Here is an 11,984-nt window from a genome sequence, read left to right as displayed (position 1 = left end):
AACCGCCGCGCCCACCGACTTGCCCCGGAGATCGGCCGCGACACAACCGCCCGTACCCGGGCGAACGCACTCGGAGCCGGTCGAAGGGTCCGCCCTCGGGTGGGCCGCGAAAGCGGCTGTGCCTCAAAATCATCAGGAGGTAGTCGATGACTGCAACAATCCCTATCGGTGTCACGGTGAACGGCCGGGACCACGAGTTCGCCGAGCCGCTCAGCGTGCGTGAGCTGCTCGCGCGGCTGGAACTCCCGTGTCAGGGCGTCGCCGTCGCGGTGGACGGCGCCGTGTTCCCCAAGTCGCGCTGGGACGAGCCGGTCGGCCGGGGCTGGGAGATCGAGGTGCTCACGGCGGTGCAGGGTGGCTAGCGCGGCGGTGACGGCCAGCGCGTCCGCCGTGGCGCCCCTGCGCATCGCCGACCGCACCTTCGACTCCCGGCTGATCATGGGCACCGGTGGCGCCGAGAACCTGGCCGTGCTGGAGGAGGCGCTGGTCGCCTCCGGGACCGAACTGACGACGGTGGCCATGCGCCGCGTCGACGCGACCGGCGGCACCGGCGTCCTCGACCTGCTGCGGCGCCTGGGCATCGCCCTGCTGCCCAATACCGCCGGATGCCGCACGGCCGCCGAGGCGGTGCTCACCGCGCAGCTGGCGCGCGAGGCGCTCGGGACCGACTGGGTGAAGCTCGAGGTCGTCGCCGACGAGCGCACCCTGCTCCCGGATGTCATCGAATTGGTCTCCGCCGCAGAGCAATTGGTCGACGACGGCTTCGTCGTGCTGCCCTACACCAACGACGATCCCGTACTCGCCCGTCGGCTGGAGGACACCGGCTGCGCGGCGGTGATGCCGCTGGGCGCCCCGATCGGCACCGGCCTGGGCATCGGCAATCCGCACAATATCGAGATGATCGTCGCGGCCGCGGGCGTCCCCGTGATCCTGGACGCCGGGATCGGCACAGCCAGCGACGCCGCCCTGGCCATGGAGCTGGGCTGCTCCGCTGTACTGCTGGCAACCGCGGTCACTCGAGCGCGCAGGCCCGTGACGATGGCCGCCGCCATGTCCGCCGCGGTCGAGGCCGGATACCTCGCGCGAGAGGCAGGCCGCATCCCCAAGCGATTCTGGGCACAGGCATCCTCCCCGGACCTGTGAGCGCCCGCTGACAGGATTCCGGCGAAAAGCGTGCCGGAATGACGGATGCGGCGGTCGTGCATGTGCGTGGCAGATGTGGTGGTCGTGCATGTGGGCGGATGCGGTGGTCGTGCATGTGGGCGGATGTGGCGGTCGTGCATGTGGGTGGGTGGATGTGGCGGTCGTGTAAGTGCGTAGGCGGATGCGGTCGTCATGGATGGGGTGAAGGCGGGGTGGTTGTCATGGATGGTGTGGAGGCGGAGGCGGTCGTCATTCCGGCACGCTCTTGGCCGGAATCTCTGTGTATTCGTTGGGCGGCCTGTGGGTATCGGGTGCCGGGGCCATGGTGTGAGTGGCAATGATCCACCGGTCCGGAAATCGGTGGTGCCTGTGGACGACCGGATGGCATGCTGGTTTGAGTGGGGGATAGGTCGGGCATGCATGGGGGTGCCCCTCATCCTCGAGGATGATCGAACTAGCGACCTGTGAGCGATGGCCTACATATGCGATTTTCGGAAGACTGGTCGTCATGATCGAAGTGACTGGCCTGACCAAGCGGTTCGGCACCACCGTCGCTGTCGACGATCTGACGTTCAAGGTCGAGCCCGGGCAGGTGACCGGGTTCCTGGGACCCAACGGCGCAGGCAAGTCGACCACGATGCGGATGATCCTGGGCTTGGACCGGCCCACCGCGGGCACCGCGGTGATCCAGGGCAAGCCCTACCGCGACCTCGACAATCCGCTACGCACCGTCGGCGCGCTGCTCGACGCCAAGTGGGTGCACCCCAACCGCTCGGCGCGCTCGCATCTGCGCTGGATGGCGGCGACCAACGGCATCCCGCAGTCCCGAGTGGAGGAGGTGCTGCGCCTGGTCGGCCTCACCGAGGTGGCCAACAAGAACTCGGGCGGCTTCTCCCTCGGCATGTCGCAGCGGCTGGGCCTGGCGGGTGCGCTGCTCGGCGATCCGCCGGTGCTGCTGTTCGACGAGCCGGTCAACGGCCTGGACCCGGAGGGCATCCTGTGGATCCGCCGGTTCATGCAGCGGCTGGCCGCCGAGGGCCGGACCGTGCTGGTCTCCAGCCACCTGCTGTCGGAGATGGCGCAGACCGCCGACCACCTGGTCGTGATCGGCCGCGGCAAGCTGATCGCCGACACCAACACCAAGGATTTCATCGAGCGCGCCTCGGAATCGACTGTGCGCGTGCGCAGTCCGCAGCTGGACCAGTTGCGCAGCCTGCTCACCTCCAACGGCTTGACGGTGCGCGAGGAGGATCCCGCGGCCCTGCTGGTCGTCGGAGAGACCAGCGACGCGGTCGGCAAACTGGCGGGTGCGAACAACATCACGCTGTACGAACTGGCGCCGCAGCGGGCCTCGCTGGAGGAGGCATTCATGCGGATGACCGGCGGCGCGGTGCAATACCACGGTGAGGGTATCGAACAGGTGATGGGAGGTGCGCTCTGATGGGCGTGATCACAGCGGAACGGATCAAGCTCACCTCCACCCGGTCGCCCTGGTGGTGCTCGGCGTCGGTCGTCGTGATCGGCCTCGGCCTGGCGGCGGTCTTCGGCCTGGTGGCCAAGGCCTCCTACGGCAAGGAGGGCATGCTCGAGCTGACGGTCTCGATGGCGGTCTCGGGCCTGACCGGCCTGGGCGTGATGATCCTGATGATCATGGCGACCCTGACGGTGACCAGCGAATACCGCTTCGGAATCATCCGCACGACCTTCCAGGCGACGCCGAACCGGATGTGGGTGATCGCGACGAAGGCCGGTCTGGTGGCAGTCTTCGGCGCGGTGCTCACCGCGGTGCTGGCCCTGCTGGCCTTCGGCCTCGCCAAGGTGCTCAGCGGCTCGGACGCGGGTGCGCAACTCACGCTGTCGTCCGCCGAGGACTGGCGCGGCCTGATCGGCGTCCCGGTCTACGCGTTCCTCGGTGCGATCCTGGCCGTGGCGATCGGTGTGCTGGTGCGCCAGTCCGCCGCCGCGATCGCCCTGATCGTGCTGTGGCCGATGCTGGTCGAGCCCCTGGCGGGCGCGTTCGGCAGCTTCGGTCGCAATGTGCAGCCGTTCCTGCCCTTCGCCAACATGCAGCGCTTCATCGGCGGCGCGGACGCCAGTGGCAACTGGCACTGGGGCCCGTGGGGCGGACTGGTGTACTTCACCGTCTTCGTCGCGATCGTCCTCGCCGCCGCGCTGTACACGGTCGAGAAACGCGACGCCTAGGAGAACCTGCCCGAACCCCCGGGGAGCATTCCCTCGCCACCCCGGGGCCGGGAGGGCGGTCCTGTCGGGGGACCGCTGTACCCGAGTCACGTCGGCCACTGCCCGGTCGTCGTGGCATCACCGGCCCGGTGCGAAACTCTCGCATCGGGCCGGTGTCTTCGTGGAAATCCTTGGTTAACTGTGAAACGACGCGCTTCCATCCGGGACCGGTGCTGCGTAGTATCGGCCTCAGCAACCAAGAAGCTATCCATCTGCGGACCCATTGCCGTGCCCGCTCAGTCCGACAGGGAGATGGCAGGTGGCGATCATCGGTAATCCGCGCACCGACAGGTGGCTGAGCTACGCTGGCGCCGTGAGCGAAACACCCTCCGGCGACGGCGAAACCGCGCCGCGCGCGGCCGATGCCGACGGTTCGGCGCGGCGACCGGAGACGGGAGAGTCACGCACGGGCGGGAGCACCGAACCCGGCCGCGGCCGACGCCGTATCGAACCGGGTCCGGATGTCGTGATACCGCTCACTCCGGCCGACTCCGACGACGCTCCCCGACGTCCGGCCGGTCGGTTGCGCGCGGGGCAGCTGTCGTCGTTGATGGCCGCGGCCAACCAGCGTCCGGATGTCATCGGTGTGATCCGGCGAGCCCGCGAGAATCTGCCGGGCGATCCGGCTTTCGGTGACCCACTGTCGGTTTCGGGTCCCGGCGGCCCGCGTGCGGTGGCCCGGGCGGCGGACAAGCTCGTCGGCGATACCCCCAATGCGGCCAAGGAGATCGGCCTCGGCGCGCTGCAGGTCTGGCAGGCCATGCTGGAGCGGGTGGGCAGGGGCAAGGGCACCCAGCAGACGACGGTGATGTTCACCGACCTGGTGGCCTTCTCGAGCTGGTCGCTGTCGGCCGGGGACGAGGCCACGCTGGAGCTGTTGCGCCGGGTCGCCAAGGCCATCGAGCCCCCGATCGTGGATCGCGGCGGCCGGGTGGTCAAACGCATGGGCGACGGCGTGATGGCGGTCTTCCCGTCGCCCGACCGGGCCGTGCAGGCGGCGGTCTCCGCGAAGGACAATCTCTCCGGCGTCGAGGTGTCGGGCTATCGGCCGCAGATGCGAATCGGCCTGCACACCGGCAATCCGCGCGAGATCGGCGGCGACTGGCTGGGTGTCGACGTCACGATAGCGGCGCGGGTCATGGAGGCGGGTGGCAACGGCAACACCATGCTCTCGGCGGCCACGCTGCAGGCTCTCCAGCCCGAAACCCTTGCGGCCCTGGGCCACGTCCCCAAGCCCTACCGCCGCAGCTTCTTCGCCGCCCCCCTCAGCGGAGTCCCGGAGGACCTACGCATCTACCGCCTGGACGAGGAGTAACTCCCTCACCCGACCATCCAGGCGACGGCCCCGCCCGCCGCGAGCACACCGCAGATACCGAGGGCGATCGCCAGCCAGCGGGTGTTCGTCCAGGTGCTGTAGGCCCCGCCCAACAGGAACCCGGCCAGGGCGAACAGGAAAACCACGATCACGGAGTTGGACACACAGCCATCTTGCCGTGCGCCGTGCCGGACCGTCATTCCGGCGTACTTTTGGCCGGAGTCTCGCGGTGGATCCCGGCCAAAAGCATGCCGGGAATGAGAAGCCGCTAAGCGGTGCCGGGTATGAGAAGGCCGGTATGCGGTGCCGGGTATGAGAAAGCCGCTACGCGGGTGCCGGGTATGACGAAGTCGTGAGTTCGACGAGGCCCGCCAACTCTGGGCAGGGTCGGCCATCCCATTTCCCGTCGCCGCGGCCCCCTAGGGCCGCGGCGACGGGATCATAGCCCGATACCCCTGAACTGCACGTTTCCCGATTAACAAGCACGCAGGCTTGATTTTTTCTTGGGGGGATGTGACTCTTAGGCGACGCAGCGTAAGGCTGTGCGGACTCACCCACAGGAGGCGCCGCGCGATGAGCAGGCTGGCCGCCGACCCGGAGGTCATCCGGATCGGCAACTGTTCCGGGTTCTACGGGGACCGGCTGAGCGCGATGCGGGAAATGCTCGAGGGCGGGCAACTCGACGTGCTCACCGGGGACTACCTCGCCGAACTCACCATGCTGATTCTGGGCCGGGACCGGATGAAGGATCCGAACCTCGGCTACGCCAAAACCTTCGTCCGCCAACTGGAAGACTGCCTGGGGCTGGCCCTGGAGCGCGGCGTGCGCATCGTGGCCAACGCGGGCGGGCTGAACCCTGCGGGCCTGGCCGACCGCCTCCGCGAAGTGGCCGAAAAGCTCGGTGTCACAGCGCGGGTCGCGCATGTGGAGGGCGACGATCTGGTGACCCGGGCGGCCGAGTTGAACCTGGGCGCCCCGCTGGCCGCCAACGCCTACCTCGGCGCCTGGGGCATCGCCGAGTGCTTGACCGCGGGCGCGGACGTGGTGGTGACCGGCCGCGTGACCGACGCGGCCCTCGTGGTCGGCCCGGCCGCGGCGCACTTCGGCTGGGCCCGAGACGATTTCGACGCCCTGGCCGGTGCGGTGGTGGCGGGACACATCATCGAATGCGGCACCCAGGCCACGGGCGGGAACTTCGCGTTCTTCACCGAGATCCCCGACCTGGATCGCCCTGGCTTCCCGATCGCGGAGGTGCGCCGGGACGGCAGCAGCGTCATCACCAAGCACGAGAACACCGGCGGCGCGGTCACTGTCGACACGGTCGAGGCGCAGTTGATGTACGAGATCCAGGGCGCGCGGTACGCGGGCCCGGACGTGACGACCCGACTGGACAGCATCCGGCTCACCGAGGACGGCCCGGACCGCGTGCTCATAACGGGTGCCACCGGGGAGGCGCCGCCCCCGCGGCTGAAGGTGTCGCTGAACACGCTGGGCGGCTTTCGCAACGAGATGAACTTCGTGCTCACCGGTCTCGATATCGAAGCCAAAGCCCAACTGGTGCAACGACAACTGGAGAGGTGGCTGCCGGTCCGCCCGGCCGAGCTGGAATGGACGCTGACCCGCACCGACCGGCCCGACGCCGAATCCGAGGAGCAGGCCAGCGCCTTGCTGCGGTGCGTGGTCCGCGATCCGGATCCGAACAAGGTCGGGCGCGGATTCTCCAGTGTCGCCGTGGAACTCGCGCTAGCGAGCTATCCGGGCTTCACGCTGACCTCGCCGCCCGGAAACGGTTCCCCCTACGGGGTTTTCACGGCGGGTTACGTCGATGCCGCGAAGGTGCCGCACACGGCCGTGCGGCCGGACGGCCGGAGAGTCGAGATCGCCCCGGCCGCAACGACACTCGAGCTCGCCGAGGTGGTAGCGCAGTCGCTGCCGGACCCGTTGCCGCGCGGCGAGACCCGGCGGGTTCCGCTCGGCACCCTCGCGCTCGCCCGCAGCGGAGACAAGGGCGGCAACGCCAATATCGGAGTGTGGGTGCGCACCGACGAGCAGTGGCGCTGGCTGGTGCACGCGCTCACCGCGGACGAACTGCGCGTGCTGCTGCCCGAGACCGCGAAACTGCCGGTCACCCGGCACGTGCTGCCCAATCTGCGGGCGGTCAATTTCATCGTCGAGGGCATCCTCGGCCAGGGCGTGGCCTATCAGGCGCGCTTCGATCCGCAAGCCAAGGGACTCGGTGAATGGCTGCGCTCCCGGCACGTCGACATACCGGTGGAGCTGCTGTCATGAATGTGTGGGAAACGCCCGAACGCCGCGAATTGCGTGCGACCGTCAGGGGATTCGTCGAACGCGAGATCCTGCCCTCACTGGATGACTGGGAGCGGGCGGGGGAGATCCCGCGCGAACTGCACAAGAAGGCGGGCGCCCTGGGCCTGCTGGGGATCCAGTTCCCGGAATCGGGCGGCGGCGCGGGCGGCGACGGCATCGACGCGGCCATCGTGTGCGAGGAGATGCACCAGGCCGGTGCGTCCGGCGGGCTGTTCGCCTCGCTGTTCACCTGCGGCATCGCGGTCCCGCACATCATCGCCTCGGGCAATGCCGAGCACATCGAGCGCTGGGCGAAGCCGACCTTGGCGGGCGAGAAGATCGGCTCGCTGGCCATCACCGAGCCGGGCGGTGGTTCGGACGTCGGGCACCTGACGACCAGCGCGGTGCGCGACGGCGACCACTACATCGTCAACGGCGCCAAGACCTACATCACCTCGGGCACCCGCGCCGATTTCGTGGTGACCGCGGTGCGCACGGGAGGCCCTGGGGCGGCGGGTGTTTCGCTGCTGGTGGTCGAGGCGGGTACGCCCGGCTTCACCGTGAGCCGCAAGCTGGAGAAGATGGGCTGGCTGGCGTCGGACACCGCCGAGCTGTCCTATGTGGACGTGCGCGTGCCGGTCGACAACTTGGTCGGCCCGGAGAACAGCGGATTCGCCCAGATCGCAGCGGCTTTCGTCAGCGAGCGCATGGGCCTGGCGGTGCAGGCCTACGCGCAGGCCCAGCGCTGCCTGGACCTCACCCTGCGGTGGTGCCGCGATCGCGAGACCTTCGGCCGCCCGTTGATCAGCCGCCAGGCCGTGCAGAACACCCTCGCCGAGATGGCGCGGCGCACCGACGTCGCGCGGGTCTACGCGCGCAAGGTGGCCGAGCGGGCCGCCGAGGGCGAGACCGACCTCATCGCCGAGGTGTGCTTCGCCAAGAACACCGCCGTCGAGGCCGCCGAATGGGTGGCCACGCAGGCGGTGCAGCTGTTCGGCGGGCTCGGGTATATGCGCGAATCCGAGGTGGAGCGGCAGTACCGTGACATCCGCATTCTCGGTATCGGTGGTGGCACCACGGAGATCCTGACCACGCTGGCGGCAAGACGATTGGGGTTCACGGCATGACACTATTGCGGACGGCCGTCGACGCGGGGTCGGCGGAGTATCAGGCCGCCGCGGAGGCGATGCAGGGCAAGCTCGCCGAGATCGAGGCGGAGTTCGACAAGGCGATCGCGGGCGGCGGTCCCGACAAGTTGGCGCGGCATCGCAAGCGCGGCAAGCTGACCGCGCGCGAGCGCATCGAGCTGCTCATCGACGAGGATTCGCCGTTCCTGGAGCTGTGCCCGCTGGCGGCGTGGGGCAGCGACTTCCACGTCGGCGCCAGCGTGATCTGCGGGATCGGCATCGTCGAGGGCGTCGAATGCATGATCGTGGCGCCGGACCCCACGGTGCGCGGCGGCACCTCGAATCCGTGGACGCTGCGCAAGAACCTGCGGATGAACGACATCGTCATGCAGAACCGGCTGCCGGTGATCGGCCTGGTCGAATCCGGCGGCGCCGACCTGCCCACGCAGAAGGAGGTCTTCGTCCCGGGCGGACGCATGTTCCGCGACCTCACCCAGGCCTCGGCGGCCGGAATCCCCACCATCGCACTGGTTTTCGGTAACTCGACGGCCGGTGGCGCCTACATCCCGGGCATGTCCGACTACACGGTGATGATCAAGGAGCGCTCCAAGGTGTTCCTCGGCGGCCCGCCGCTGGTGAAGATGGCCACCGGTGAGGAATCCGACGACGAATCGCTGGGCGGCGCCGAAATGCACGCGCGCGTCTCGGGTCTGGCCGATTACCTGGCCGTCGACGAGCAGGACGCTATCCGGCTCGGCCGGTCCATCGTGCGGCGGTTGAACTGGAAGAAGCAAGGCCCGGCACCGCGCGCCGAGGTGATCGAACCCAGGTACGACCAAGAGGAACTGCTCGGCATCGTGCCGACGGACCTGAAGGTCCCGTTCGATCCGCGCGAGGTGATCGCCCGTGTTGTCGACGGCTCCGACTTCGACGAATTCAAGCCGCTGTACGGCTCCAGCCTCGTCACGGGATGGGCTGAGCTGCACGGCTACCCGGTCGGCATCCTCGCCAACGCGCGCGGCGTGCTGTTCTCCGAGGAGTCGCAGAAGGCCACCCAATTCATCCAGCTGGCCAACCAGTCGAATACGCCACTGTTGTTCCTGCACAACACGACCGGATACATGGTCGGCAAGGAGTACGAGCAGAACGGCATCATCAAGCACGGCGCGATGATGATCAATGCCGTCTCCAACTCGAAGGTGCCGCACATCTCGGTGTTGATGGGCGCGTCCTACGGTGCGGGTCACTACGGGATGTGCGGGCGCGCCTACGATCCGCGCTTCGTCTTCGCCTGGCCCAGTGCGAAATCCGCCGTCATGGGCGGCGCCCAGCTGGCCGGTGTCATCTCCATCGTCAGCCGGGCGGCCGCCGAGGCCAAGGGGCAGCCGTTCGACGAACAGGCCGACGCCGGTATGCGCGCGATGATCGAGGCCCAGATCGAGGCCGAGTCGCTGCCGATGTTCATGTCCGGTCGCCTGTACGACGACGGCGTCATCGATCCCCGGGACACTCGCACGGTATTGGGAATGGCGTTGTCGGCCATCCACAATGCCCCGATCAAGGGCGCCGAGGGCTTCGGCGTCTTCCGAATGTGAGGGCCGCAGTGAGTATTTCGACCGTCCTGGTGGCCAATCGCGGCGAGATAGCCCGCCGGGTGTTCGCCACCTGCCGGCGCATGGGGCTGGGCGCCGTCGCGGTGTACTCCGACGCCGATGCGTCGGCCCCGCACGTGCTGGAGGCGGATGCGGCGATTCGCTTACCGGGCAACACTCCTGGTGAGACGTATCTGCGCGCCGACCTGATCATCGAGGCGGCGCATGCCTCCGGTGCCGACGCCGTGCATCCCGGCTACGGATTCCTTTCCGAGAACGCCGATTTCGCGCGCGCGGTGATCGACGCCGGACTGGTGTGGATCGGCCCGCCGGTCGCCGCCATCGAGCAGATGGGCTCGAAGGTGGAGTCCAAGAAGATGATGGACGCCGCCGGGGTGCCGGTGCTGGCGGAGCTGAACCCCGCCGAGGTCACCGCGGATCTGCTGCCGGTGCTCATCAAGGCCTCCGCCGGTGGCGGCGGTCGCGGCATGCGCGTGGTGCGCTCGCTCGATGAGCTGCCCGGGCAGCTGGAAGCCGCACGGCGCGAGGCGGAATCGGCCTTCGGCGATCCGACGGTGTTCTGCGAGCGCTACCTCGAGACCGGGCGCCACATCGAGGTGCAGGTGATGGCCGATACGCACGGCACTGTGTGGGCGGTCGGCGAGCGCGAATGCTCGATTCAGCGCCGTCATCAGAAGGTGGTCGAGGAGGCGCCGTCGCCGCTGGTGGAGCGGATCGACCGGTTGCTGGAGTCGAGCCCGGACGCGGCAGCGGAGCCTGACTACAGCGGGCCCCCGAGTGGACGCGGGGGCCGCGGCATGCGGGCGCGGCTGTTCGAAGCGGCGAGGCTGGCGTCCGAGGCGATCGGCTACGAGGGCGCGGGCACCGTGGAGTTCCTGGCAGACGAGCAGGGCGACTTTTTCTTCCTGGAGATGAATACCCGTCTGCAGGTGGAACATCCGGTCACCGAGAACACCACCGGTCTGGACCTCGTCCGGCTGCAACTCCAGGTGGCGCAGGGCCGTCGGCTGCCCGCGGATCCGCCGCCGATGCGCGGGCATTCGATCGAGGTCCGGCTGTATGCCGAGGACCCGGCCCAGGACTGGCAGCCACAGAGCGGCACGGTGCACCGGCTCGAGATCGGTGGCGGCCCCACTGTCATTCCGGCCGTGGCCGCCGCCGTCATTCCGGCGAACGCCGGAATCGGAACGGCACCACTCGGTCCCGGCGTTCGCCGGAACGACGGGGTGGTCGAATTTGCGGTATTGCGGGAGCCGGGCGTGCGCCTAGACTCCGGCGTGGTCGACGGCTCGGTGGTCGGCGTGCACTACGACCCCATGCTGGCAAAGGTGATCTCCTACGCCGAGACTCGCGAGGAGGCCGCCCACCTGCTGGCAACCACGTTGCAGCGCGCCAAGATTCACGGGCTGGTGACCAACCGCGATCTGCTGGTGCGGGTGCTGCGGCATCCGGCCTTCCTGGCGGGCGACACCGATACCGCGTTCTTCGATACCCACGGCCTCGACAAGCTCTCCGCGCCTTTGGTTTCCGAATCGGACGAGCAGCTGTCGATCGTGGCGGCGGCCCTGGCCGAAGCCGCAGCCAATCGCGCTGCCGCCCGCGTCGGCGGTGGCCTGCCCAGCGGCTGGCGCAATCTGCCCGCGCAGCCGCAGTCCAAGTCCTACGAGAGCCGCACCACCGGAAAACACGAAGTGCGCTATCGGATTACCCGGACCGGACTCGCGGTGGACGGTCACGACGACCTCGAATTGCTCGAGGCGACACCGGGTTCCGTCACGCTGCTGGTTCCGGCTGGGCGCGCGGTCTCCGCCGATGCGGCCGCCGCCGACCGCGCGCGGCGGCGGGTGCGCCGCCGATTCGAGGTGGCCCGCTACGGTGAATCCGGATCGGGCGGGAGCCTGGTGGCCGTGGACTCACCGCTGGGGCCGGTGAGCCTGCGCCGCCTGCCGCGCTTCGAGGACCCCTCCGAGCACATCGCCGAGGGCTCGCTGCTCGCCCCGATGCCCGGCTCGGTGATCCGGCTCGGCGCCGCGGCGGGCGACCGGGTCGAGCAGGGGCAGCCGGTGCTGTGGCTGGAGGCGATGAAGATGGAGCACACCATCACCGCCCCCGCCACCGGCGTGCTCACCGAGCTGAATGTGACTGCGGGACAACAGGTCGATGTCGGCGCCGTGCTGGCCATCGTGCAACCCGACGAGACCACCGAGAACACCGTCGACGCCGACAACCAGGAGTAGG

General features: G+C 68.9%; 10 protein-coding genes. 9 read left to right on the top strand and 1 reads right to left on the bottom strand.

Translation table 11 applies throughout. The annotated features are described in order from the left end of the window. The first annotated feature begins 146 nt into the window (after positions 1–146). From thiS to ACYVLQ_RS12075, 5 genes are all read left to right on the top strand, one after another. Positions 147–362, top strand: coding sequence for a sulfur carrier protein ThiS (gene thiS, locus ACYVLQ_RS12095; protein WP_460697517.1), 216 nt, complete (start codon positions 147–149; stop codon positions 360–362). Positions 363–390: 28 nt separating this feature from the next. After that, a complete protein-coding gene (thiG, locus tag ACYVLQ_RS12090; RefSeq protein WP_460697572.1) occupies positions 391–1,143 on the top strand; it encodes a thiazole synthase in 753 nt (250 codons plus the stop codon). Between the two features lie 508 nt (positions 1,144–1,651). Next, positions 1,652–2,584 (top strand): ABC transporter ATP-binding protein, encoded by a 933-nt coding sequence (locus tag ACYVLQ_RS12085; protein ID WP_460697516.1) that lies wholly within the window; start codon positions 1,652–1,654, stop codon positions 2,582–2,584. Further along, entirely contained in the window at positions 2,584–3,345 is a 762-nt protein-coding gene (locus ACYVLQ_RS12080; RefSeq protein WP_460697515.1) for an ABC transporter permease, read from the top strand. The genes ACYVLQ_RS12085 and ACYVLQ_RS12080 overlap by 1 nt, the downstream gene beginning before the upstream one ends. 589 nt (positions 3,346–3,934) lie before the next feature. Then, positions 3,935–4,699 carry an adenylate/guanylate cyclase domain-containing protein gene (locus ACYVLQ_RS12075; protein ID WP_460697571.1) on the top strand — a complete coding sequence of 255 codons (765 nt, stop codon included), beginning with the start codon at positions 3,935–3,937 and terminating at the stop codon, positions 4,697–4,699. Positions 4,700–4,704: 5 nt separating this feature from the next. On the opposite strand, the gene ACYVLQ_RS12070 is transcribed toward ACYVLQ_RS12075, so the two are convergent. Continuing rightward, complete coding sequence (locus tag ACYVLQ_RS12070; RefSeq protein ID WP_460697514.1) at positions 4,705–4,863, bottom strand: hypothetical protein; 159 nt, start codon at positions 4,861–4,863, stop codon at positions 4,705–4,707. 409 nt (positions 4,864–5,272) lie between these two features. Here ACYVLQ_RS12070 and ACYVLQ_RS12065 point away from each other — a divergent pair, with 409 nt between their 5' ends. Genes ACYVLQ_RS12065 through ACYVLQ_RS12050 form a run of 4 tightly spaced genes read left to right on the top strand, consistent with a single transcriptional unit; the run spans position 5,273 to position 11,983 of the window. Beyond that, entirely contained in the window at positions 5,273–6,988 is a 1,716-nt protein-coding gene (locus ACYVLQ_RS12065) for an acyclic terpene utilization AtuA family protein (RefSeq protein ID WP_460697513.1), read from the top strand. Continuing rightward, positions 6,985–8,133: an acyl-CoA dehydrogenase family protein gene (locus tag ACYVLQ_RS12060; protein ID WP_460697512.1), complete on the top strand. Its 1,149-nt coding sequence runs from the start codon at positions 6,985–6,987 to the stop codon at positions 8,131–8,133. Before ACYVLQ_RS12065 ends, ACYVLQ_RS12060 begins: the two co-directional genes overlap by 4 nt. After that, entirely contained in the window at positions 8,130–9,728 is a 1,599-nt protein-coding gene (locus ACYVLQ_RS12055) for an acyl-CoA carboxylase subunit beta (RefSeq protein WP_460697511.1), read from the top strand. The genes ACYVLQ_RS12060 and ACYVLQ_RS12055 overlap by 4 nt, the downstream gene beginning before the upstream one ends. Before the next feature lie 8 nt (positions 9,729–9,736). Further along, positions 9,737–11,983 (top strand): acetyl/propionyl/methylcrotonyl-CoA carboxylase subunit alpha, encoded by a 2,247-nt coding sequence (locus tag ACYVLQ_RS12050; protein ID WP_460697510.1) that lies wholly within the window; start codon positions 9,737–9,739, stop codon positions 11,981–11,983. The last annotated feature ends 1 nt before the right edge of the window (position 11,984 follow it).

It is taken from the genome of Nocardia thraciensis (genome assembly GCF_054782435.1).
The sequence above is the reverse complement of the archived record's forward strand: the minus strand, read 5'-3'. Positions and strand labels throughout refer to the sequence as shown.

Coding starts and splice junctions, on each gene's coding strand:
- thiS (WP_460697517.1), top strand. CDS start 147: ATGACTGCAACAATCCCTATCGGTGTCACGGTGAACGGCCGGGACCAC.
- ACYVLQ_RS12085 (WP_460697516.1), top strand. CDS start 1,652: ATGATCGAAGTGACTGGCCTGACCAAGCGGTTCGGCACCACCGTCGCT.
- ACYVLQ_RS12080 (WP_460697515.1), top strand. CDS start 2,584: ATGGGCGTGATCACAGCGGAACGGATCAAGCTCACCTCCACCCGGTCG.
- ACYVLQ_RS12075 (WP_460697571.1), top strand. CDS start 3,935: ATGGCCGCGGCCAACCAGCGTCCGGATGTCATCGGTGTGATCCGGCGA.
- ACYVLQ_RS12065 (WP_460697513.1), top strand. CDS start 5,273: ATGAGCAGGCTGGCCGCCGACCCGGAGGTCATCCGGATCGGCAACTGT.
- ACYVLQ_RS12060 (WP_460697512.1), top strand. CDS start 6,985: ATGAATGTGTGGGAAACGCCCGAACGCCGCGAATTGCGTGCGACCGTC.
- ACYVLQ_RS12055 (WP_460697511.1), top strand. CDS start 8,130: ATGACACTATTGCGGACGGCCGTCGACGCGGGGTCGGCGGAGTATCAG.